At 72.2% G+C, this 22,719-nt stretch carries 18 protein-coding genes and 1 pseudogene; 14 read left to right on the plus strand and 5 right to left on the minus strand.

Annotated elements, in window-relative coordinates; all coding sequences use genetic code 11:
* On the minus strand, positions 1–354 hold a 354-nt coding region (locus OUY22_RS25190), incomplete at its 3' end, for a hypothetical protein (protein ID WP_270157618.1).
* Here OUY22_RS25190 and OUY22_RS25195 point away from each other — a divergent pair.
* The 8 genes from OUY22_RS25195 (at position 341) to OUY22_RS25230 (ending at position 9,811) form a co-directional block, all read left to right on the plus strand.
* Positions 341–661 carry a hypothetical protein gene (locus tag OUY22_RS25195; protein ID WP_270157619.1) on the plus strand — a complete coding sequence of 107 codons (321 nt, stop codon included), beginning with the start codon at positions 341–343 and terminating at the stop codon, positions 659–661. The genes OUY22_RS25190 and OUY22_RS25195 overlap by 14 nt on opposite strands.
* A gap of 240 nt (positions 662–901) precedes the next feature.
* Positions 902–1,273, plus strand: a complete 372-nt coding sequence (locus OUY22_RS25200) for a hypothetical protein (RefSeq protein WP_270157620.1) — start codon at positions 902–904, stop codon at positions 1,271–1,273.
* A 263-nt stretch (positions 1,274–1,536) separates the two neighbouring features.
* On the plus strand, positions 1,537–2,394 hold the full coding sequence (locus tag OUY22_RS25205) for a GNAT family N-acetyltransferase (protein ID WP_270157635.1): 858 nt from the start codon (positions 1,537–1,539) through the stop codon (positions 2,392–2,394).
* Positions 2,395–2,568: 174 nt separating this feature from the next.
* A complete protein-coding gene (locus tag OUY22_RS25210; protein WP_270157621.1) occupies positions 2,569–3,402 on the plus strand; it encodes a glycosyltransferase family 2 protein in 834 nt (277 codons plus the stop codon).
* A 35-nt stretch (positions 3,403–3,437) separates the two neighbouring features.
* Positions 3,438–4,379, plus strand: a complete 942-nt coding sequence (locus OUY22_RS25215; RefSeq protein WP_270157622.1) for a glycosyltransferase family 2 protein — start codon at positions 3,438–3,440, stop codon at positions 4,377–4,379.
* On the plus strand, positions 4,376–5,179 hold the full coding sequence (locus OUY22_RS25220) for a polysaccharide deacetylase family protein (protein ID WP_270157623.1): 804 nt from the start codon (positions 4,376–4,378) through the stop codon (positions 5,177–5,179). Before OUY22_RS25215 ends, OUY22_RS25220 begins: the two co-directional genes overlap by 4 nt.
* Positions 5,172–6,491 (plus strand): lipopolysaccharide biosynthesis protein, encoded by a 1,320-nt coding sequence (locus OUY22_RS25225; protein ID WP_270157624.1) that lies wholly within the window; start codon positions 5,172–5,174, stop codon positions 6,489–6,491. Before OUY22_RS25220 ends, OUY22_RS25225 begins: the two co-directional genes overlap by 8 nt.
* A gap of 92 nt (positions 6,492–6,583) precedes the next feature.
* Positions 6,584–9,811, plus strand: a complete 3,228-nt coding sequence (locus OUY22_RS25230) for a hypothetical protein (RefSeq protein ID WP_270157625.1) — start codon at positions 6,584–6,586, stop codon at positions 9,809–9,811.
* Positions 9,812–9,815: 4 nt separating this feature from the next.
* Here the strand turns inward: OUY22_RS25230 and OUY22_RS25235 are convergent, their stop codons facing one another.
* The 3 genes from OUY22_RS25235 to OUY22_RS25245 all read right to left on the minus strand — a co-directional run bounded on the left by OUY22_RS25235 (position 9,816) and on the right by OUY22_RS25245 (position 13,149).
* Positions 9,816–11,150, minus strand: a complete 1,335-nt coding sequence (locus OUY22_RS25235; protein WP_270157626.1) for a GH39 family glycosyl hydrolase — start codon at positions 11,148–11,150, stop codon at positions 9,816–9,818.
* A gap of 162 nt (positions 11,151–11,312) precedes the next feature.
* Positions 11,313–12,062 carry an SDR family oxidoreductase gene (locus OUY22_RS25240; protein ID WP_270157627.1) on the minus strand — a complete coding sequence of 250 codons (750 nt, stop codon included), beginning with the start codon at positions 12,060–12,062 and terminating at the stop codon, positions 11,313–11,315.
* Between the two features lie 58 nt (positions 12,063–12,120).
* The gene (locus tag OUY22_RS25245; protein WP_270157628.1) at positions 12,121–13,149 is read right to left on the minus strand and encodes a phosphotransferase family protein; all 1,029 of its coding nucleotides are present in this window, start codon (positions 13,147–13,149) and stop codon (positions 12,121–12,123) included.
* Between the two features lie 146 nt (positions 13,150–13,295).
* Between OUY22_RS25245 and OUY22_RS25250 the strand changes: the two genes are divergently transcribed.
* Together OUY22_RS25250 and OUY22_RS25255 are read left to right on the plus strand one after the other, a co-directional pair.
* Positions 13,296–14,378, plus strand: coding sequence for a GNAT family N-acetyltransferase (locus OUY22_RS25250; protein WP_270157629.1), 1,083 nt, complete (start codon positions 13,296–13,298; stop codon positions 14,376–14,378).
* A gap of 7 nt (positions 14,379–14,385) precedes the next feature.
* Positions 14,386–15,510 carry a DegT/DnrJ/EryC1/StrS family aminotransferase gene (locus OUY22_RS25255; protein ID WP_270157630.1) on the plus strand — a complete coding sequence of 375 codons (1,125 nt, stop codon included), beginning with the start codon at positions 14,386–14,388 and terminating at the stop codon, positions 15,508–15,510.
* Here OUY22_RS25255 and pdxR read toward each other — a convergent pair.
* Entirely contained in the window at positions 15,497–16,885 is a 1,389-nt protein-coding gene (gene pdxR, locus OUY22_RS25260) for a MocR-like pyridoxine biosynthesis transcription factor PdxR (protein ID WP_270157631.1), read from the minus strand. The two genes, OUY22_RS25255 and pdxR, sit on opposite strands and share 14 nt — an antisense overlap.
* 68 nt (positions 16,886–16,953) lie before the next feature.
* Here pdxR and OUY22_RS25265 point away from each other — a divergent pair, with 68 nt between their 5' ends.
* From OUY22_RS25265 to OUY22_RS25280, 4 genes and pseudogenes are all read left to right on the plus strand, one after another.
* Entirely contained in the window at positions 16,954–17,592 is a 639-nt protein-coding gene (locus tag OUY22_RS25265; RefSeq protein ID WP_270157632.1) for a pyridoxamine 5'-phosphate oxidase family protein, read from the plus strand.
* A 91-nt stretch (positions 17,593–17,683) separates the two neighbouring features.
* Positions 17,684–20,104: a serine/threonine-protein kinase gene (locus OUY22_RS25270; RefSeq protein ID WP_270157633.1), complete on the plus strand. Its 2,421-nt coding sequence runs from the start codon at positions 17,684–17,686 to the stop codon at positions 20,102–20,104.
* Positions 20,105–20,213: 109 nt separating this feature from the next.
* Positions 20,214–21,866, plus strand: coding sequence for a serine/threonine-protein kinase (locus OUY22_RS25275; protein WP_270157634.1), 1,653 nt, complete (start codon positions 20,214–20,216; stop codon positions 21,864–21,866).
* Positions 21,867–21,888: 22 nt separating this feature from the next.
* Positions 21,889–22,719, plus strand: a pseudogene (locus tag OUY22_RS25280) (hypothetical protein); the annotation flags it as partial.

The raw sequence follows: 22,719 nt of genomic DNA on the forward strand, positions 1-22,719 counted from the left end.
GACCGGGGCCGAAGGCGCCGGGACGGCCCTGCCACCGCCGTCCGTCACCTCCCCCGCCATCTCCCCCACCGTCTCGGCCACCGTCTCGGCCACCGCGACTACTTCTGTCAGTGAGGACGCCGGCAGCCCGCCGGCCGAGGCCACCGGGACGCCGGACCCCACGCCTGCCCCGAGCGGGCACGAGCGGACGCCGTCGCCGGAGCCGACCAGGCGGCCCGCCGCCGAGGTGGCGACCACCAGGCCCCCGGCCGTCGGCACCCCCACCCGGCGGCGGACCGTCCGCCCCGCCCGGCTCACCGCGACCTGCCCGGCGGACATGGCGAACGCCGCCACCATCGGCTTGCGCGCGCGCAACCAGACCGTCTCCTGGAAGGCAGTGGCGTCCGACGGGCTGGACGTGGTTCCGGCCAGGGGCTCGATCCGGCCGGGCGGCACCGCGGTGATCTGGGTCACCGTGCACGCCCCCGGGGCGGCGGGCAGCGGCACGGTCACCATCACCTCCAACGGCGGCGGCTCGACCTGCGAGCTCCACTGGGACGACACGACCACGCCCACCAGCCTCCCGGAGGACGACGTCACCGCGAGCGCCGAGGCGACCGACACCCCCGCACCCGAGGCGGCCGTACGACCGGCCGGATTTTCTCTGCGTGACAAAGTGTGACAACTTGGACGCTAGGTCGATACATGTGGGGTGGATAGGGCATCCTGGTGTGCTTGGGAACACGTCGGCCCGGGACTGTTCTTACCCATGTGGCGAATCCCACATGGGATGGGGGCGGACTGCGGTAAACCTGACATGATTGCCAAGCGTCGGCGTTGACGTGCGCGCGCACCGATTGATCCCATGGAGCGATCGGCCGCAGACCAGCGCAGCGTAAAGAGAACCGGAGAGAGACGGCACATGCTCAAGCAGCACCGCAGAGCGGTCACCTGGCTGCTTTCGCTGGCCTGCGTCGCGGGAGCGTTGGTCGCCCTGCTCGACATCGACACCCCCCTGCGGCCGCTCCTGATCTCCCTCTTCCTGCTCGTCGTGCCGGGCGCCGCCGTGGTCGGGCTGTTGCGTGATCGCGATCCGCTCGCGGCGCTGTCCGTCGGGGCCGCCGCGAGCCTGGTGATCAACGTGCTGCTGGCCCAGGCCATGCTGATGTTCGACGCCTGGTCGCCTCGGGCGGGTGTGGCCACGGTCGCCGTGCTCGGCGGGTTCCTGTACGTGCTGCGCGTGTTGTACCGGGGCAAGAACCTGCAGACCGGACAGGGGGCCAGGGCAAGGTGAAAATCAGCATCGCACGCCCGGGCGAGCTCGGAGCCCCGGAGCGGGCCCGATGGCGGGAGATCCAGAAAGGCGATGCGAGCCTGGACAACCCGTTTCTTTCGGTGGAGTTCGCGGTCGCCCTGGATCAGCTGCGCGATTATGTGCGCGTCGCGGTGATCGAGCAAGATGATCGAATAGTCGGCTTTTTTCCGTATGAGCGGCACAGTTTCGGCATTGGTAAGCCTCTTGGGGGTTTTCTCACCACCTACCATGGCTTGATCGCGATGCCCGGCCTGGAGCTGGACGCCCGGACGCTTCTGCGCACGTGCAAGCTGACCGTCTACGACTTCGATCATCTCGTCGCCGGCCAGCCGACGTTCGCCCCGTACGAGAACGACGTCCGCCCGGCGCCCGTCATGGACTTCACCGCCGGCTTCGACGCCTGGCTCGACCAGGTCAAGGCCAACTCCCCGAAGAACCTCAAGACCGTCCGCTACAAGGAGCGCAAGCTCGGCAGGGAGCAGGGTGAGCTCCGCCTCGCCTGGGCCTCCCCCGACGCCGACGAGCTCCGCACCCTCCTGGCCTGGAAGTCCGATCAGTACCGGCGCACCGGCCGCGTCGACAGGTTCGCCCAGCCGTGGATCGTCGAGCTGACCGACCTGATGCACGCCTCCAGGTCCCCCGACTTCTCCGGCGTGCTCACCATGCTGTACGCGGGCGACACGCCGGTGGCCGGCCACTTCGGGCTGATGACGGCCAACACCCTCGTCGGCTGGTTCCCCGCCTACGACACCGAGTACGCCCGCTACTCCCCCGGCATCGTCCACCACATGCGGATGGCCGAGGCCGCGGCACGCAGCGGCCTGAGTACCATCGACATGGGCAAAGGCGGCAAGGAGTACAAGGACTGGCTCAAGAGCGGCACCCTCTACGTCGCCGAGGGCCGCGTGTCGCGGCCGACGCCGGCCGCGGCCGTCCACTGGATGGGCCGTACTCCCGTGAACAAAGCCCGAACAATCGTCCTCGATCGGCCGTCTCTCTATAAGGCAGCCGACCGAGTGCTCAAAGGCTTCGGACGGGTGCGAAGTTCCTTACAACACGACCCGAACACCGTTCCCAAAGAAGTACCGGGAGCGCACTAACATTCCCGGAGCAGCACAGCACCGCAGCAGCACAGCCCCGCAGCACCGCCCCCGAGCACAACCCTCACCTCACTGGACCCGGTCGATGCACCAACTGTCTCGTCAGCTATTCCCTCCACACGGGGGATCACTGACGCCGGCAGGTCTCGGCAGAGTCCCGGAAGGAACGTCGTCATGAGTCCCGAGACTGTCAAGCCCAACGGCAAGTCGCCTGTCACGCCCCTGCGTTCGATGCCGCCCATCGAGCGGTTCACGCCGATCACTCCGCATTTGGCCATCTCACCCACGGTGAGCGTGGTGGTGCCGGCGATGAACGAAGCGGAGAACCTTCCCCATGTCTTCGCCACATTGCCGCAGTGGATCGACGAGATCGTGCTCGTGGACGGCAACTCCGTCGACGACACGGTGGCCGTGGCCCGCCGTCTGCGTCCCAATGTGAAGATCGTCACGCAGACGGGCAAGGGCAAGGGCAACGCGCTCGCGGAGGGTTTCGCCGCCTGCACCGGCGACATCATCGTCATGATCGACGCTGACGGCTCGACCGACGGCCACGAGATCATCTCGTTCGTGGGCGCCCTCATGACAGGCGCCGACTTCGTCAAGGGCTCGCGCTACGCCTCCGGCGGCGGCAGCGACGACCTGACCTTCAGCCGCCGCCTCGGCAACAAGGTCCTCACCGGCATCGTCAACAAAATGTACGGCACGCAGTACACCGACCTGTGCTACGGCTACAACGCCTTCTGGTCGCGCCACCTCGACGTGCTCGACCTCGACTGCGACGGCTTCGAGGTGGAGACCCTGATGAACATCCGCGCCGCCAAGGGCGGGCTGAAGGTGCACGAGGTGCCCAGCCACGAGCGCGACCGCATCCACGGCGAGAGCAACCTGCACGTCGTACGCGACGGCCTGCGCGTGCTCAGGACGATCCTGCGGGAGTGGCGCCGCCGGCCGGCTCCCCCCAGGCCCGAGCCCGCCGCGGCTCCCGCTGCGGACCGGGGCGTCGCGTAAGCGCTCCGCACGCTCGAACGCCCGAAGGAATCGTCGTGAACACGTCTGTCGTCATCTGCGTCTACACCGAGGACCGGTGGGAGGACATCAGGCAGGCCGTGGAGTCGGTCGAGCGCCAGACGCGCCCGCCCCACGAGCTGATCCTGGTCGTCGACCACAACCCCGACCTGCACCTGAAGCTCAAGCGCGCCTACCCGGACGCGACCGTCGTGGAGAACTCCCACGAGCAGGGCCTGTCCGGCGGCAAGAACACCGGCGTGGCCGCCGCCGGCGGTGAGATCGTCGCGTTCCTCGACGACGACGCGGTCGCCGATCCCGGCTGGCTGGAGGCTTTGGAGGAGGGCTTCCAGGATCCGGGCGTCGTCGGGGTGGGCGGCCGCACCGAGCCGATCTGGGCGTCGGGCCGCCGGCCGCGCTGGTTCCCGCACGAGTTCGACTGGACCGTCGGCTGCACCTACCGGGGCATGCCCGAGGTGAAGGCGCCGATCCGCAACGTCATGGGGGGCAACGCGGCCTTCCTGCGCGACGCGGTGTCCGAGGTGGGCGGCTTCCACAGCGGCATCGGCCGCAGCGTGCAGGGCCGCAAGAGCCGTCCGCTGGGCTGCGAGGAGACGGAGTTCTGCATCCGGCTCAGCCAGCGCAGGCCCGGCTCGGTCATGATCTTCCAGCCCGCGGCGGTCATCGGCCACAAGGTGTCCCGGCAGCGCGAGACGTTCGCCTACTTCCGCTCCCGCTGCTACGCGGAGGGCCTGTCCAAGGCCCTGGTGACCCGCGAGGTGGGCACGCAGGACGGGCTGTCCAGCGAGCGGGCGCACGCGATGAAGACGCTGCCGCTCGGCGCGCTGCGCGGTCTCGGCGAGGCGGTCAGGGGCGACGTGGGCGGTCTGGGCCGGGCCTTCGCGATCGTGGTCGGGCTGGCCTGGACGGCCTGGGGTTATCTGGTGGGCTCCATCCGGCTGAAGGCGGTGCGCTCATGATCAGGGTGCCGATCCTGATGTACCACTCGGTCACCGACTCCCCCAACGAGGAGACCAGGCCGCACTCGGTGCGGCCGTCCGACCTGGACGAGCAGCTCGCCTACCTCGCGGAGAGCGGTTTCACGCCGTTGACGCTGGGCGACCTGGTGGCCAGACTCAACAAGATCAACGGCAGGGAGCTGCCGGACAAGCCCATCGTGCTCACCTTCGACGACGGCTACGCCGACTTCCACGCCCAGGCGCTGCCGCTGCTGGAGCGCCACGCGTTCCCCGCCACGGTCTTCCTGACCAGCGGCTGGGTCTCCGACGCCGGCAAGGACGCCGCGGGCCGGCCGCTCGACGACATGCTGAGCTGGGGCCAGGCCCGCGAGGCCGCCCAGTGCGGCGTCGAGATCGGCGGCCACAGCCACAGCCACCCGCAGCTCGACCAGCTCCCCGCGGAGGAGCTCCGCCAGGAGCTGCGCCGCAACAAGGGCCTGCTGGAGGACAAGCTCGGCACGCCCGTCGCCACCATGGCCTACCCGTACGGCTACTCCAGCGCGCGGGTCCGCCGCGAGGTGCGCAAGGCGGGCTATTTCGCCGCCTGCGCGGTGAACAACACGATCGCGGCCGACCGCCACGACATGCTCGCCATCCCGCGCCTGACCGTCTCCCGCCACACCACGATCAGCATGTTCAAGAAGGCCGTCGAGGGCACCGCCGTGCCCCTGATCTATCTGCGCGAACGCGTCCTGACCAAGGGGTACGCGGTCGTCAGAAGGACGCGATACGGGCTGCAGCGGGTTCGCGGCCATGTCTGATCTTTGGCGGAGGCTGCTGCGCGACCTCCGCAACCCGCTGTTCCGCAACGGTTACGCGCTGATGGCCAACACCGGCATCACCGCGGTGCTCGGCATGGGCTACTGGCTGCTGGCCGCCCACTACTTCTCCGAGGAGGAGTTCGGCAGGGGTCAGGCGGTCATCACGCTCATGCGGCTGTTCGCGTCGCTGACCGCGCTGGGCCTGATGGGCGCGCTGGCGCGCTACCTGCCGATCGCCGGCCGGCGCACGCCGGGGCTCATCCTGCGCGGCTACGGCATCGCCGCCACCACCGGCGTCGCCGCGGCCCTCGGCTTCCTGCTGACGCTGCCCCTGTGGGGCGAGACGTACTCCGTGCTGGCCGGGTTCGGTCCCGGGCTGTTCTTCCTCGGCGCGGTCGTGGTGTGGGCCGTCTTCACCCTCCAGGACGTGGTGCTGACCGGGCTGCGCAGCGCCGTGTGGGTGCCGCTCAACAGCATCGTGTTCGGCCTGGCGAAGATGGGGCTGCTGGTCGCGCTCGCCGGGGCGCTGCCCGACGGCGGCATCTTCGTCTCCTGGATGGTGCCGACCGCGATCGCGCTGATCCCGATCAACTGGCTGATCTTCGGGGTGGTGGTGCCGCGGCACCTGCGGCAGACCGCCGCCCTGGACCGGCGTCCGCCGGGGATGCGCGAGATCGGGCGGTTCCTGTCCGGCGACTTCCCCGGCACGCTCTCCGTCCTGGCGATCGTCTACCTGGTGCCGGTGGCCGTGGCCACCCAGGTCAGCGAGGCGACGTTCGGGCGGTTCTCCATGGCCCACACGCTGGGCTGCATGATCGAGCTGCTGGCCATGAACATGGCCGTGTCGCTGACCGTGGAAGGCTCCTTCGACCGGTCGAAGCTGGCCGCCCACTGCCGCAACGCGCTGCGCAGGGCTTTGATGATCATCGTGCCGATCATCCTGGTGGTGGTCGTCGCCGCCCCGCTGATCCTCCAGGTGTTCGGCGACGACTTCGCCGCCGAGGGAACTCTGCTGCTCCGGCTCATGGCGCTGGCGGTGCTGCCGCGCGTGCTGATCGAGATCTATCTCAGCGCGCTGCGCGCGATGGGCGAGGTGCGCAAACTGGCCGCCCTCCAGATCGGGCTGGCGGCGGCGGTGCTGACCGCGATCGCCGTACTGTTCCCGTTCGAGAGCGTGGAAGCGGTGGGATACGGCATGCTGATCAGCCAGACTTTCGTCGCGTTGGTGATCTTCGGAAAACTACGTAGGATTCTCAAACCTGCCGAAACGCGGCAGCTCAGCGTCGCTCAGGGGCCGCCCGGGGCCCCATGATGGTCTACGTGAGGCAACGGGACGGCGATGGTATGACAGCGGGTTTCACCGGCTCTTCCGGCGTACGGGGGGACACGGGAGAGGAGTCAGGAGTGCCCTTCGATCCGGAGGCTACGGGGATCATCCCGCGGCTGGACCTCGATGCTGCCCAGAGTCCGCCCGGCAAGCCCCACCCCGACGAGAAGCCCGCGCCGGACGAGCCCTCCGCCGCCGACCGTCCCACCGACACCGCCGACACCGCCGACGCCAGTGACACCGCCGACACCGCCGATGACGGGCAGGACGCTGACGACGTCGCCGACTCCACCGGAGACGGGCAAGGCGCCGACGACGCCGGCGACGCCATCGGCGCTGGACGAGACGCCACCGGCGCCGGGCAGGACGCTGCAGACTCCACCGGTGAGGTGCGGGACGCCGAGGACTCCAGCCAGACCATGACCTTCCGCGTCCTGGACCTCCCCGAGGCGGCTCCCGCGCCGGAGTCCGCCAAGCCCCGTCCGGCGGCTGAGGAGCCCGCCTCCACCCCCGAGGACGCGGACGAGTCCAAGCGCCCGGAGAAGGATCGGGCGGTCCGCCCGAAGGCCGACACCCAGCAGGACGATGCCGAGGACGCCACGGAGCCCGGGACCGACGCCGAGAAGACCCGCCCCGCTCCCGAGGACGAGGCCGAACCGGCCCCCCCGAAGGCCAAGGCCCCGCAGGACGATCCCGAGGACTCCGATGAGTCCGGGACGGCCACGCTGCCCAAGGTGACTCTCCGTCCCGTGGCCGAGCCGGTCGAGGACTCGTCCGCCACGACCCCGTTCCCCATCCAGCAGGCCCGCAAGGGCACCGACACCCCTGCCAAGACCGACGGCAAGCCGGCCACCACAGCCACCAAGACCCACGACAAGCCCGCGCCCTCCGCCGAGACCGGCGGCAAGCCCGCAGCCCCCGCCCAGACCGGTGGCGAGTCCGTGAGCGCCGCCGGGGCGGAGGGCAGGGCCGGGGGTGGTGGGGCCACGGCGCTTCGGCGAGAGGTGAAGGCACCGGAGGCCGTGCCAGGTGAGGCGCCCGAGGCCGTGCCAGGTGAGATGCCGGAGGCCGTGCCCGGTGAGGCGCCGGAGAAAGGTCAGCCGGGCGCCGAGCCCGCGGCGCGGCCCCAGGTTCGAGGGCCGGGCGGGCGGCCGGCGGGGCTCTGGGCGCGGCTGCTGGTCAGCGCCCCCAAGTGGCTCCCGGTGCTGCTCGTCCTTGAGGGCCTGGTCATGTACGTGCTGGCGGTCAAGGCGCCGCCCGGCCCGTACTGGGGCGTCGACCCCGACGACATCAACGGCCTCGGCCTGATCTCCGCGCTGCCCGTCACCGCCTTCGCGGCCATCCTCATCATGATCGTGTCGTTCTTCGTCACGGTCGCGCAGAGCACCGACCGCAAGTTCCTGCTGCTGTTCCAGATCGCCGCCATCACGTTCGCCCTGCACGGGGTGGGGGCGCTGGTGGCCGAGGAACCCCGGTTCCCGACCGCGTACATCCATGCCGGTTTCGTGGAGTTCATCGGCAGGACCGGCGAGACGGCCATCAACATCGACGCCCGCATGGGCTGGCCGGGCTTCTTCGCGCTGTTCGCGTTCGTGACGAAGGCGGCCGGGATCGAGGATCTGACGCCGATCCTGAACTGGTCGCCGCTGCTGTCGAACCTGCTCTACCTGCTGCCGTTCGTGCTCATCCTGCGCCAGGTGGTGGCGACGACGCGGGCGCGCTGGTTCGCGGCGCTGCTGTTCATCCTGGTGCAGTGGATCGGGCAGGACTACTTCTCGCCGCAGGGTTTCACTTTCGCGCTCTATCTGGCGTTCGTGGCGATCCTGCTGCGCTGGTTCGGGCGGGTGGAGCCGCGCACCAGGCCGATCCCGGCGAAGGGGCTGCGCAGGCTGCTGGGCCGGCTGGACGCGATGACGCCGGGCGAGCTGGCCAACACCGGCATGTACCGCGCCGACAAGCTGCTCATGCTGATGCTGCTGCTGGCGCTGTTCGTGGCCTCGACGGCGTCCCACCAGATCACGCCGTTCATGATGCTCGGCGTGGTGACGGCCTTCCTGCTGTTCAAGCGGACCTCGCTGACGTGGGCGCTGCCGTTCTCGCTCGGCCTGGTGGTGCTGACCTGGATCAGCTACATGGCCGTCGGCTTCTGGGTGGGCCAGATCGGGACGATCTTCGGCGGGCTCGGCCGGGTGTTCGACAACCTGCAGACCAACACCGGCGCCCGGATCGAGGGCAGCGACCCGCTGCACGCGCTGGTGCTCCAGGCGCGGCTGGGCATCCTGGTGGTGATCCTCACGCTGGCCGCCGTGGGGCTCTACCGGCGGCTGCACCGCGGGGTGTTCGACCGGGCGGCGCTGATCCTGCTCTGCGTGCCGGCGCTGGCGCTGGCGATGCAGAGCTACGGCGGCGAGATGGGGCTGCGCATCTACATGTTCGCGCTGCCGGGCGCGTGCCTGCTGGCCGCGTACGCGTTCTTCCCGAACATGCCGGCCGACAGCGCCGACGTGCGCGAGGAGACCGTCCCGCTGCGCAAGCGCAACGTGCGCTTCAACCCCGACCTGACGAGGAAGGTCTCGCTGGTGCTCGCCGCGTGCATCGCGGTGGGGCTCGCGGGCGCCTTCCTCGTCGCCCGGTACGGCAACGAGAAGTTCGAGCGGGTGACCTCCGGCGAGGTCGCGGCCATGCACTACGTGTACGAGCACGACAAGCCGAGCGCCCGGGTCGTCTATCTGGTGCCGAAGCTGGGGCCGGAGGTCACGCCGACGCTGCCGTGGGGCGAGCGTGACATCGAGCTGGTCAACTTCGCCGGTCAGGCGCTGGTCTACAAGGACCCGTCGAACATCTCCGGCGTGATCGAGCGGCTGCGCCCGGGGCCGGAGAGCCCGCGCAACACCTACGTGGTGGTCAGCCGCGGCCAGGTCAGCTACCTGCAGCTCAACGAGGGCTTCCCGGAGGGCTGGGGGGAGAGGTTCCGGGCCGCGCTGGACGCCGCGCCGGAGCTGAAGCGGGTCTACGCGAACGAGGACGCGGCGCTCTACACCTGGGGCTCGTTCGTGCGCGGCACGGAGATCCCCGAGCCTCGCCCGTACAAGGGCCCGGGCGACCCGACCTCGCCGTGGACGCCCGTCGGCGTGGCGGCGCTGGCGGTGGCGTGGATCTGCCTGCTCAGCTACGAGGTGATCCGGCTCGGCGGGCCGCGCCGGGCGCCGCGAGCCCGCCGGTGGCTGCTGTGGGTGGGCGTCCCGGCGTTCGTGGCGGCGCTCGGGGTGATCGTGGAGCGGTTCGTCCACATCGCGGGGCTGTGACGGCTCAGGCGCCGCCGCGGCCGCTCCACTGGATCTCGTACGGCTGGAGCTTGACCTGCTTGCCGTCGACGGTGGCGGTCACGGCGGTGTCGGCGGTGTTGACCATGACGAGCTGGCGTTCCTGGGCCAGGACGCGCACCCGCGGGTCGGAGGACTGGACCTGTTCCAGCCGCGCGTGCGCGGGGAACCACTTGGTGAAGCCGCTGAGCAGGCCCGCCATGGGCATCTCCTCGCCGGTGCCGGGCCGCCACAGGCAGCCGGGGCACTCGGCGCCGCCCTTGGCCTGCGGGTTCCAGTAGAGGGCGGTGTTGACGCCGCTCTTGGCGAACTCCATGAGGGCCGTGGCCTGGACGGCGACCCGCTTCTCCTCGGACCAGCCGGAGTCGTCGGGCTCGACGTACCACTCGGCCCACCAGACCGGCAGGTCGCCGGCCTTCTGCCGGAGCCAGCTGGTGATCGCGCTGAACTTGGCGGTGGCGGCGAAGTCGTCGGGGACGTTGCCGGCGTCGGTGGTCATGGTGGCGCCGTCGACGACGATGAAGTCGGCGCCCTTCTTGTGCTCGATCCAGTACTCGATCGCGTCCAGCGCCCGCTGGTCGACGGTGCCGTAGGGGCCGCTCAGGTCGGAGTGCCGCTCGGCCTTGGTGCTCTCGATCGGCACGTACGGACCGCCGACCTTGATCTTCGGGTTCGCCTTCTTGAGCGCGTCGTAGACCTTGTTGTAGAGCTCGGTGTAGCCCTCGGCGTCCCACCGGTTGGCGCTCGCGTTCCAGAAGCCCTTGAACTCGTTCCACACCATGAAGTGCTCGACCGTCGGGTACTGCTCGGCGACGCGGACGGCGAGCTTGGCGTAGTCGTCGAAATGCTCGGGTTTGACCGCGACCGTGTGGTTCTTGCTCCAGTCGGTGCGGCCGGCCTGGCCGCCCTTCATCCAGTCGGGCGCGCAGCACAGGGTGATCACCGGGATGGCCCGGGACGACGCCATGAACGTCAGTCGCCGGTCGAGGTCGACGAAGTTGTGCCGGCCAGGTGCCGGCTCGGGGTTGCCGGCCCCCCAGCCCATGATGTGCTGGTTCTGCAGCATCGGGACCCGGCCGAGGATGTTCCTGGCCCGGTCCTGGACCTCCACGCCCTCGTTGTCGGCGCTGTACTGGGTGTGGGTGACGCCCCAGCGCGGCCAGTCGTCCACCACGGGCGGCGGCTGCAGGTCAGGGGCGGGCTCGGTGGGCGCGGTCGAGGCGATCTCGCCGCCGACCCAGGTGGCGGGCGGGGGCTCGTCCGAGCCGGACCGCAGGCCGGCGTAAGTCATGATCCCGGCGACGAGCAGCACCGCCACCACACCCGCCCCTACTGCCAGCGGCCACGGGGACCGCCTGCGGGCATGTCGACCGTCCGTCGGAATCACCGAATCCACCCTTCGCGAACGTTCCAAGCCAGGCCGGGCGGTGCGGCCCGGCCTTCTTCACCGTAACCGCCCGGCTTGCGAGTGGCGTGCGAACGGTCAGGACGATGGTGGTCGTTGCCCGCTCGCGGGTCCAGGAACCCCCGCATAACGGTACGGCACCGGTTGCTTACCCGGCTGTATGACGAACAAGCTGCCGGTTTCCTCTGAGTAGAAGGCCGACTCCACGGCGGCGGCCACCTCGTCAGCCTCCAGGAGGGGGAACCCGGCGCTGACGAACAGCTCGCGCGCGTCGGCCACCAGCGGGGTGTCGGTGAAGCCAGGACAGACGGCGGAGATCCGGATGTGCTCCTTGACCAGTGGCGGGGCGAGCGCGCGGACCAGGCCGACGACGGCGTGCTTGGTCATGGTGTAGATCGGGTCGCCGTCGTAGCCCACCAGCCCGGCCAGCGAGGCGGTGACCACGATGGCGCCGCCTCCGGAGCGCCGCAGCAGCGGCAGGGCGGCGGCGACGCCGTAGACCACGCCGTCCACGTTGACCCCGACGGCCTTGCGGTACCGGGCCGCGTCGAAGGCGTTCAGGTCGACGCCGCTGGAGATGCCGGCGTTGAGGTGGACCAGGTCGAGCCGGCCGTAGGCGCCGGCGGCCAGGTCGACGGCCTGCCTGGACGCCTCCTCGGTGCTCACGTCGGCGGCCAGGGCGACGCCTCCGACCTCCTTGGCGAGCCGCTCGGCGCCTTCGCCGTCGAGGTCGACGAGGACGCACTTGGCGCCGCCCGCCGACAGGCGGCGGGTGACCGCGGCGCCGATGCCGCTCGCCGCTCCGGTGATGAGTGCGACAGTGCTCATGAAGCTCCTCAGCGAGGTGGGTGGGTGACGGGCCTCGGGTGGCGCCCGTGACCGGCGGTCACGACGGGCCGAGCATGCGGTGGGCGCGGGCGATCAGGACGGGCACGGCGGCGCCGATCCGCTCGAACCCCTCCCCCACGGTCTTACCCTGGCGGAAGCGGGCGTGGATGCCCTCGATGATGACGGCGAGCTTGAAGTTGCCGAGCGCGACGTAGAACCCCAGCTCGGCGGTGTCGCGGCCGGAGACCTCGGCGTAGTGGGCGGCGAACTCGGCGGCGGTCAGGAACCCCGGCGCGGCCGTGACGTCGCCGGCGACCGGAATGCCGGCCCGCTCCTCGTCCCCCGCGTCCTGCCAGTACGTGAGCGTGAGCCCGAGGTCGGCGAGCGGGTCACCGAGAGTGGACATCTCCCAGTCCACGACCGCGCGGATCTCGGGTTCCTGACCGAGCCGGACGAGCGTGTTGTCGAGCCGGTAGTCGCCGTGCACGAGCGTGCCGGCCGACCGCGACGGCAGCCTCTCGCGCAGCCGGTCGGCCAGCCGGTCGAAGTCGGGCAGGTCGGCCGTCTTCGACCGCTCCCACTGTTTGCACCAGCGTTCGACCTGCCGGGCCAGGTATCCGTCGGGGCGGCCGAACCCGTCCAGCCCCGCCTCCCGGTAGTCGACGGCGTGGATGGCGGCCAGCACCTCGGCCAGCCGCCGGCTCAGCCGCCTGGTCGGCTCGGGCGCCAGGTCGCCGAGCTCCTCCCGGGTCCGCACCGCCGCCCCTGCCACGTGGTCCATGAGGTAGAACGGCGCGCCGATGACCTCCTCGTCCGCGCAGAACGCGACCGGTCCGGGGACGGGCACCGGCGTCGGCGCGAGCGCGGAGATGACCCGCCATTCGCGCCCCATGTCATGCGCGGTGGGCAGCACGTGGCCCAGCGGCGGGCGGCGCAGCACCACGCGGCGCTCGCGGGTCTCGATCAGGTAGGTCAGGTTGGACCTGCCCCCGGAGATGAGCGAGACGGACAGCGGCTCACCGGCGTCGGGCGCGTGGCGGCCCATCCAGGCGAAGAGCCGGGGCCGGTCGATCCCTGGTACGGTCATGGTCAGATATTAGAACGTTATTCTGTCCTGAAGGCGAGCTGAGAGTTGGATAACGTTCCGGATCTGTGGGAAAGGCGCCGGTCTGTAACCCATAAACTGGCTGTCCACATGTCTGCCGCTAGAGGCATGTCGACAGTAGGAGCCCCGTGCAGGTCACCCTCGCTCATCCCAGGGAGTTGGGAGACGCCGAAATCAGCCGCTGGCGCGCGCTGCAGGAAAGCGACCCGGCGTTCGACAATCCCTTTCTCTCTCCGGAGTTCACCTTGATCGTCGGCGCTCTCCGCGACACCGTACGGGTCGCGGTGATCTACGACGGGCCGGAGATCGCGGGCTTCTTCCCGTTCGAGCGCCACCCCATGGGCATCGGCAAACCGGTGGCCGCGGGGCTGACCGACGCGCAGGGCATGATCTACGCCAAGGACCTGGAGGTCGACCCGTTCCGGCTGCTGCGGCGCTCAGGGCTCAGCGTCTACGAGTTCGACCACCTGGTGGCCGGCCAGCCCCTGCTGGGCTCCCGCCACGAGACCTACCCGTCGCCGATCATCGATCTGAGCGACGGCTACGCCGCCTACACCGACTACCTGCGGGCCAACTCCGGCAAGACCTACAAGACGACGCTGGCCAAGTCACGCAAGCTGGGGCGCGAGGCCGGCGAGGTGCGCCACGAGTACGCGATCACCGACCCGGCGCCGCTCCACACGCTGCTGGGCTGGAAGACCGACCAGTACCGCCGCACCGGCCGCGCCGACCGGTTCTCCCACCGGTGGATCGTCGAGCTGGTGGAGCGCCTGCAGTCGACCGGCGGCGAGAGCTTCGCCGGGGTGCTCGACATGGTGTACGTCGGCGACCGGCCGGTGGCAGGCCACTTCGGCGTCCGCACCCGCACCACCCTGGCCGGCTGGTTCCCCGCCTACGACACCGACTTCGCCAAGTACTCCCCCGGCCTCATCCACCACCTGGCGATGGCCGAGAAGGCGGCCGCCGCCGGCATCCAGGTGATCGACATGGGCCGCGGCGACAAGGAGTACAAGGAGAAGCTCAAGAACGGCGAGTACACGGTGGCCGAGGGCCGCCTGGCCCGGCCGGGGCCGGCGGCGGGCTTCCACTGGATGATGCGGGTGCCGGCGCGCAAGGCCAGGGCCACCGTGCTGGCCAACCCGGTGCTCCACAAGACCGCCGACAAGGCGCTGAAGACCTATGGCCGGCTGCGGGCCGGTCTGACCGGCTGATCCCTCGATGAAGCCCATCGAGGAGCGCACCGGACGTCACTGCCTGCTCCTCCCGTCCAACCGTCTCGGCCTCTACCTGGCGCTGCGTCACTGGTGCTCGCCGGGCCAGCGGCTGCTCATGTCGCCGATCTCCGCGGATGAGATCCTCTTCCTGGTGATCGCCGCCGGGCTGCGCCCGGTGATCGCGCCGCTGTCGCCCCGCGACGGCAACATCGACGCCGACCGCGTCGACCTCTCCGCCGTGGACGCGGTCCTGACCACCAACCTGTACGGGCTGCCCGACCAGCTGACGACGCGTGCCGGGAAGGTCCTCGTCGAGGACGTCGCCCACGCCATGGAGACCTGCGTCGGCGGCCGGCCGCTGGGCACCTTCGGCGTGGCCGGGGTGTTCAGCCTGTCCAAGCACGCCGGGGCGGGCTCGGGCGGCGTGCTGGCCGTGGCGGACCCGGCCGATCTGCGGGCGCTGGAACGGGCCCGCGACGCGCTGCTGCAGCCGGCGTCGTGGCGGGCGGAGCTGCTCTCGGTGGCCACCTCGATGGCCCGCCAGGCGGCGCTCCGGCTCGACTTGGTGCGTCCCGCGCTGTGGCTGATGCGCGCGCTGGGCCTGCAGGAGGAGCGCGAGGGCTACCGCATCGCGCTGCTGGCGCGCGAGCTGGAGGAGGCGCTGCCGTACGCGCCCGCGCTGCCGCCGTTCGACCCGTGGGTCCGGGCCGACCTGCACGACTACCGGACCCGGTGCGGCCCGCTCGCCCGCTGGTACCAGACCCGGCGGGTGGCCGAGGTGCCGCGCGAGCGCGCGCGCAGGCTGGCCGGGGTCGCGCTGCTGGCAGGCTTACCCATCGCCGCTCCGGCCGTCCGCGAACAGATCGATCAGCCTCTGTTCAGGGTGCCGACGCTCGTGCGCGACCGCGACACGGCCATCGCCGAGCTGGAGCGGCGCGGGGTGGCGACCGGCTACCTCTACGACCCCCCGTACGACGACTACGCTCCGGGATTCACCGATCCCTCGCCCGACCCCGAGCCGGCCCGCTGGTGGGCCCGCCACGTGCTCCCGGTCGATCCGCTCTACGCGCACCGGGCGCTGCCCCTGCTGCGCGAGCTGGAACCCGCGCCGCCGCTCAGCCTTCCTTGATCATCTCTGCCACGATCCGGCAGCCCCGCCGCACCTGCGCGAGCGACGCGGACCCGTACCCGATGACCAGGCCGTGCACCCGTGCGGGCCCGAGATGGTGGCGCTCGGTCGTGTCGAGCAGCACCCCGCGCTCCGCCGCCCGTTCCATGATCCGCGGGGCCAGTCCCGGCGGCAGCTCGGCCAGCACGTGCAGCCCGGCCGTGTCGCCGCGCAGCCGGCAGACCGGGCCGAGCACCTCCACCACGGCCGCGCGCCTGCGCGCGTACTCCAGCCGCATCCTGCGCAGGTGGCGGTCGAGGTCCCCGTGCTCCAGGAGGGTGGCCACCGCCTGCTGCACCGGCCCGCTGGTGCGGTCGGAGACGGCACGGCGGAGGGCGGCCACCCGGTCGACCAGGTCGGGCGTGGCGACCAGCCAGCCGACGCCGACGTCGGGCGCCAGGGACTTCGACAGCGTGCCCAGCAGCACCACCCGTGAGGGGTCGAGGCCGTGGAGCGCGGGCAGCGGGGCGACGTCGTAGCGGAACTCGGCGTCGTAGTCGTCCTCCACGACCGTCGCGCCGGTGCGCCTGGCCCACGACAGCAGCCGCTCGCGGCGCGGGATCGGCAGCCGCCCGCCCAGCGGGTACTGGTGTGCGGGGGTGGTGTAGAGCACCCGCAGGCCGTCGGGCAGGTCGTCGACGATCACCCCGTCCTCGTCGACCGGGCACGGCACCACGTCCGCGCCCCTGGCGGCGAACACGGTGCGCGCCACGTGGTAGCCCGGGTCCTCCACGCCCGCCCGGGTCCCCGGGCCGAGCAGGGCCTGCGCGCACAGGTCGAGGCCGTTGCCGGTGCCGCGGGTGACCAGGATGTGCTCCGGCCCGACGGCCATGGCCCGGGTGCGGCGCAGATGGCCGGCCAGCAGCTCTCTGAGCCGGGGCAGGCCGTAGGGGTCGGGATAGTCGCCGGGCGGCAGGTCGGCGGCCCGGCGCCAGGCCCGCCGCCAGGCGGCCGCGTCGTAGTCGCGCACCCAGGGTTGACCGGGTGACAGGTCGATCACGTCCCCGGATCTCCGCCTCCGCGCCGGCCTCGGGGCCGGCGGGTCCCCTGCGGGCTCCTGGACGGCGGCCGGCGGCGTCTCCAGGGAGGCGACGTACGTGCCGGAGCCGTGCCTGCCCTCCAGCCAGCCCTCGGCGTAGAGCTGCTGGTAGGCCTCCGTCACCACGGTCCGGCTGACCCCGAGCTGGGCGGCCAGCCCGCGCGAGGACGGCAGCCGCTCACCGGCCGCGAGCGCGCCGGACAGCATGGCCTCGCGCAGCCGGGCGGCGAGCTGGGTGATGAGCGGCACCTCGGACTCCCGGGACAGGGAGATGGGGAGATCGACGAGAGCGCGCAAGTGGTCTCCGGAAAGGGGGTGATAGTGGCTCTCCAGGATAGGTCCACTTCGCCGTTACGGTCGACGCCATGCTCTCCACCACCGCCCGCACCCGGCTCGGCCGCTCCAAGGAGCGCGCCGCCGCCGACAGGGACGATCTGTACGAGGTGCTCGACACGGGCCTGATCTGCCACCTGGGCGTGGTGACCGACGGCTACCCGATGGTGGTGCCCACCGGCTACGGCCGGGTCGGCGACACCCTCTACCTGCACGGCTCGACCGGGGCCCGGTCGCTGCGGGCCGCCGGGGACCGGGAGGTCTGCGTCACGGTGACCCACCTCGACGGCATCGTGCTGGCCAGGTCGGTCTTCCACCACTCGGTGAACTACCGCTCGGCGATCGTCTACGGCCGGGCCAGAGTGGTGACGGACGAGGAGGAGCGGATCGCCGGGCTGCGCGCGCTGACCGAACGCCTGGCCCCCGGCCAGTGGGACTACGCCAGGCGGCCGGACCGCAAGGAGCTGGCCGCGACCGCCGTGCTCGCCCTGTCGCTGGAGGAGGCGTCGGTCAAGATCCGCTGCGGCGCGCCCTCCGACGAGGAGGCCGACTACGCGCTGCCCGTGTGGGCCGGGGTGCTCCCCCTGGTCACCGCCTGGGGCGAACCGGTGCCCGATCCGGCGCTCCCCGACGGGATCGGCATACCTGTTCACATCCGTGACAGAAAGTAGTTCCATGAACGAGGGCGGATCCAGCCAACTCACCTCCTAGATCACGCGTCTCATCAGGTGGGCCGACCCTTGGTTGCACGAAGGCGGACACATGGAGTGGAGCGCACCCGGCTACACGGAGATCAGGCAGCTCGGCGCGGGCGCCGGCGGCCGTGTCGTGCTGGCCGTGCACGAGGAGACCGGCGTCAAGGTCGCGATCAAGTACCTCTCCGAGAGGTGGCGGCACGACCCGGCCGCGCTGGACAGGTTCCGCTCCGAGGCGCGGCTGCTCACCACCTTGCGCGACCCGAACGTCGCAACCCTGTGGGAGTACATCCAGGACCCGCAGGGCGCCGCCATCGTCATGGAGCTGGTCAACGGCGTCCCCCTGCGCGCGCTGCTGCGCGAGAGCGGCGCCACCGGCCCCGAAGCGGCGCTGGTGGTGCTCAAGGGCTCGCTGCTCGGCCTGGCCCGGGCGCACGCGCTCGGCCTGGTCCACCGCGACTACAAGCCGGAGAACGTGATCGTCCGTGAGGACGGCCACAGCAAGCTGGTCGACTTCGGCATCGCCGTCAGGCAGGGGCAGGCGACCAGGGCCGAGGGCACGCCGCCGTACATGGCTCCGGAGCTGTGGGCCGGCGAGCCCGCCTCCCCGGCGACCGACGTGTACGCGGCCACGGCCGTGTTCTTCGAGTGCCTGACGGGCCACCGGCCCTACCGCTCGTCCGAGCCGACCGTGCTGGGCTACCAGCACCTGCACGCCCCGGTCCCGGCGCACGACGCCCCCGAGCCGGTACGCGGGCTGATCCTGCGCGGGCTGGCCAAGGACCCCGCCGACCGGCCGGCCGGCGCCGAGGCGTTCGTCGCCGAGCTGGAGCGGGTGGCCAGGGCCGCCTACGGCGAGGACTGGGAGGAGCGCGGCCGCCGGCGGCTGGCCGGGCTGGTGCTGCTGCTCGCCCTGCTGCTGCCCGAACCCGCCGAGCCCGCCCCGCAGGTGACCACCACCCTGGCCCACACGGTGTTCAAGGGCGTGCGCGGCAAGGCGGTGCGCGTCGCCATGGCGGGCGGGCTGGCCGCCGTGGTGGCCGCCGGCGTGGTGGTCGTCGCCGTCAACAGGGAGACGCCCACCCGCCTGAACCCGGTGGCCGCCGCGCCGTCGGAGCCGCCGGCGGTGACACCGTCCCCGGAGCCGGAGCGTACGCCCGAGGAGAGCCCCGAACCCGCCACGAGCCCGACGGGCGAGCCGTCGGACCAGGCGCTCGGCAGGCTGCCGACCGTGGACGGCACGGCACAGCCGACGCCCGGCACGACCGGCGTCCCCGACCTCGCCACCACCGGCTTCTCCGACCCGCGCGTGACCACCACCGGCACGTCCACGAGCACCCCGACGTCCCCGGCCCCGGAGACCACGGGGCCGCCGACCACGGGGCCGCCGACCACGAGTCCGCCGACCACGGGGCCGCCGACGTCCCAGCCGCCCACCTCTCAGCCCCCGACCTCTCCGGCGGGCACTCCGACAGTCACCCCCACCACCGGCACTCCCACCCCGACCACGGGCACCCCGACCACGGGCACCCCGACGCCGAGCGACCCGGTCACCAGCGCGCCGCCCGAGACCGCGGTGTCCTCGCTGTCCGTGAGCCGGTTATCCGTCCGGGGCGCCAGGGCCACGGGAGCCTTCGCCCTCGACGCCACCGGCACCGGCCCGGTCACCGTCCGCGCCACCTGGCTCGTCGCCGGGGAGTCCGTGCGCTCCGAGCGGCTCCGGCTCGGCGACGCCCGCTCCTACACCCGCTCCCTCGCGCACGACCTGGGCGAGCGCCCCTGCGGGCGGAGCGTCACGCTCACCGTGGTCTCCGACCCGCCCGCACGCGGCGGCAACGCGACGGCCACCGTGAACGTGCCGCCCTGCCCGACCGAGGCGACCGGTCTGCGGGTGCGGCTGGCCATGGCGGGCGGCACCGCCGCGGCCACCGTGTCCCTGCGCACCAGCGGCACCGGCCAGGTGCCGGTCACCGCCGCCTTCGCGGTCGACGGCGACCAGGTCGCCACCCGGGCGGCGAACGTGTCCGGGCGCACCTCGTACCTCAGGACCTTCCGTCACGCCTTCCGCGCCCGCCCGTGCGGCTCCACCGTCACGGTGCGGGTGACCGCGGGCGAGCGGACCGCCGCCGCCCGCGCCACCGTCGTCTGCCCCATCGAGGTGAAGAGCGTGTCCGTCGTCCGCGCCGTGGCGGTCCGGGGGGCGCTGACCACCACGGTCGCGGTGACCACCGGCGACGCGCGGCCGGTCCGCCTGGTCGTGGGGTTCTACCAGGCCGGCCGGCTCGCCGGCACCAGGCAGCTCACGCTGTCCGGCGCCACCTCGTACACCAGGACGCTCCGGCACCCGGTCGAGGCCGCCTGCGGGACGTCCTGGCTGGTACGGGCGAGCACCCGGCCGGGCGCCGGCAACGGCGTCTCCCAGCGGGACGGCCGGTTGCCCGCGTGCGAGCCGGAGGTGACGGAGACCCCGCAGCCGCAGATCAACTGACCTCACGGTTCCGATTTGGGATATCTGCTGCCGGTGAAGGTGAAACGCCGGTTAAGCTACGCTCCGTCTGTTGAGGGTGGGGGCCCGGACAACCGTAGAGGAGACCGCTATGTACGGCGATGAGCGGTGGGGGGTCCCCGGTTACACCGAGGTCCGAGAGCTGGGCAGCGGCGCCGCCGGCCGGGTGGTCCTGGCCACGCGCGACCACGACGGGGCCGAGGTCGCCGTCAAGTACCTGTCCGACCGGCTCAGGGACGACGTCAGCTTCGTCGCCCGGTTCCGCCAGGAGGCCAGGGTGCTGGGCGCGATGCGCAGCCCGCACAACGCCAGGCTGATCGACTACGTCGAGCACGGCGACGGCGCGGCCATCGTGATGGAGCTGGTGAACGGCGTCTCGCTGCGCGAGCTGCTCCGCTCCGAGGGCCCGACGGGTCCGGAGGCCGCGCTGGCCGTGCTCAAGGGGTCCCTGCAGGGCCTGGCCGCGGCGCACGCCATGGGCATCGTGCACCGCGACTACAAGCCGGAGAACGTGATCGTCCAGGGCGACGGCTCCAGCAAGCTCGTCGACTTCGGCATCGCCGTGCCCGCCGGCCTCGGGGCCGGCGCCGCCGGCACGCCCCCGTACATGGCGCCGGAGCAGTGGTCGAGCGCGCCGGCCTCGCCCTCGACCGACGTGTACGCGGCCACCGTGGTCTTCTTCGAGTGCCTGACCGGCGCCCGCCCGTACCGCGCGACCAACCTCGCCGCCCTGGCCCGGCAGCACCAGGCCACCCCGCCGCCCGTCGAGGAGGTGCCGCCCGCCCTGCAGGCCCTGGTGGAGCGGGGCCTGGCCAAGCGGGCCGCCGACCGGCCGGAGTCCGCCGAGGCGTTCCTGACGGAGCTGGAGTCCGTCGCCCGCGAGGCGTACGGGGACGACTGGGAGGAGCGCGGCAGACGACGCCTGAGCGCGCTGGCGGGGCTGCTCCTGCTGCTCTGGCCGATGCCGCCGGAGGCCCCCGCCGAGGCGGTGACCACGCTGGCGGAGACCCGCTTCGGCGGCCCCGGCAAGCTGCTGAGCAAGGTGTCCGCCAAGGCCGCGATCACCACGGCCTGCGTCGGCGTGGCGATCGCCGTGGCGGTCGTCCTGGTGAACCCGTGGAAGGGCGAGACCGCCCTGCGCGCGCAGACCAGCACGGCCACGCCCACGCCGACGATCTCCACGGCAGAGCCGGAGGAGACCGAGTCCCTGGACCCGATCGAGACCGAGACGCCCGAGGAGCCGACGCCCACCCCTGAGGAGACGACGCCGCCGCCGCGGACGCAGTCCGCCGCGCCCGTCACCCAGCCGACGGCGACCCGCAGCCCTTCAGCGAGACCGAGCAGGTCCCGCACGCCCACGCAGCGGCCCACCAGGACCCGGGTGCGGACCCCCGCGGCCACCCCGACCGAGGAGCCGGAGCCCGAGCTCACCGGCAGGGCGGGCACCGCCAACCAGGACACCGCACAGCCCACGCGGTCCTCGGCCACGCCCACCGGGGCCCCGACGACGCGGCAGCCGACCCGGCAGCCGACCCGGCAGCCCACGCGGACCCAGTCCCCGGACCCGACGCCGAGCGACACCTCGACCGGCGAGGAGCCGCCGCCCGGCATCACCAGCTCGCCCACGCCGGGGGTCAGCGACGGGCCCGCGCTGCTGTCGCTCGGGCTGGTGACGTTCGGCGCGGTTCCCGTCACACTGGCGGTGAGGCGACGCATGGCGGGGCGTCACCGCAGGAAGCGCTGACGCTCCGGGGGGACGGACGGGGATGAGCAGTCCGAGACACGGGATCGCCGGATTCCGGCTGACCGAGCACACGTGGATCACTGAGCTGGGCAACTGGATCGACGCGATCTCGCCCGACGGCCGCAGGGCCGGGGCGCTGCTGTTCGACTCGAGGATCATCGAGCTGCCCGGGGTGCGCGACCGGGTCGTGGCGGCGGTGCTGACCGACCGCCGGCTCGTCATGGGCGGGCTGGGCGGGCTGATCCCGGTAGCCGACGTGGTGGCGGCCGGCGACCAGGTGTGGCTGCTCACCGCCCAGGCGGTCACGCCCACCCTGTCGAGCCTGCTGGCGGCCGGCGCGATGGAGGCGTCCGGCGCGGCGGCGGTGCTGGCCGACACCGCCCAGACCCTGCTCGCCCTGCACGCCTCCGGGGTGACGCACGGCTCGGTGCACCCGGGCACCGTGGTCGTCACGGCCGACGGCGCGGCGCTGCTGTCGGAGCGCGGGCTGGCCGACGCCATCAGGGGCGACACCTCCACGCCGGAGCGCGACGTGTCCGGCTGGGCGGCGCTGACCCGCGGGCTCGCCGCCGCCTGCCGGCACCAGGCGCCGCAGGCGGCCGCGCTGTTCGAGCGGGTCGCCGCCACGGCGACCACCCGCGGGCTGGCGACGGCCAGGAGCGGCCTGCTCGCCGAGTCGCACGCGCTGCCCGGCGGCCTGCTCACCCGCGACGGGCTAGCGCGGGCGGCGCGCGGCCAGTCGATGTTCGCCCAGCCGCCCGTGTACGGCAGGCCCGTCGAGGCCGAGCAGGAGCGCGACGAGGGCGACATCGTCACCCTGCTGCACGTCCCGCAGGGGCACGAGAGCGCGCCC

Origin of the sequence: Nonomuraea corallina (genome assembly GCF_027620315.1) — a bacterium.
Classification (GTDB): Bacteria; Actinomycetota; Actinomycetes; order Streptosporangiales; family Streptosporangiaceae; genus Nonomuraea; species Nonomuraea corallina.

Bases quoted from the DNA above. Each gene is read 5' to 3' on its own strand.
- OUY22_RS25270 (WP_270157633.1), top strand. From the start codon at position 17,684: ATGGAGTGGAGCGCACCCGGCTACACGGAGATCAGGCAGCTCGGCGCG.
- OUY22_RS25255 (WP_270157630.1), top strand. From the start codon at position 14,386: ATGAAGCCCATCGAGGAGCGCACCGGACGTCACTGCCTGCTCCTCCCG.
- OUY22_RS25225 (WP_270157624.1), top strand. From the start codon at position 5,172: ATGTCTGATCTTTGGCGGAGGCTGCTGCGCGACCTCCGCAACCCGCTG.
- OUY22_RS25265 (WP_270157632.1), top strand. From the start codon at position 16,954: ATGCTCTCCACCACCGCCCGCACCCGGCTCGGCCGCTCCAAGGAGCGC.
- OUY22_RS25240 (WP_270157627.1), bottom strand. From the start codon at position 12,062: ATGAGCACTGTCGCACTCATCACCGGAGCGGCGAGCGGCATCGGCGCC.
- OUY22_RS25220 (WP_270157623.1), top strand. From the start codon at position 4,376: ATGATCAGGGTGCCGATCCTGATGTACCACTCGGTCACCGACTCCCCC.
- OUY22_RS25245 (WP_270157628.1), bottom strand. From the start codon at position 13,149: ATGACCGTACCAGGGATCGACCGGCCCCGGCTCTTCGCCTGGATGGGC.
- OUY22_RS25205 (WP_270157635.1), top strand. From the start codon at position 1,537: ATGCCCGGCCTGGAGCTGGACGCCCGGACGCTTCTGCGCACGTGCAAG.
- OUY22_RS25210 (WP_270157621.1), top strand. From the start codon at position 2,569: ATGAGTCCCGAGACTGTCAAGCCCAACGGCAAGTCGCCTGTCACGCCC.
- OUY22_RS25275 (WP_270157634.1), top strand. From the start codon at position 20,214: ATGTACGGCGATGAGCGGTGGGGGGTCCCCGGTTACACCGAGGTCCGA.
- OUY22_RS25200 (WP_270157620.1), top strand. From the start codon at position 902: ATGCTCAAGCAGCACCGCAGAGCGGTCACCTGGCTGCTTTCGCTGGCC.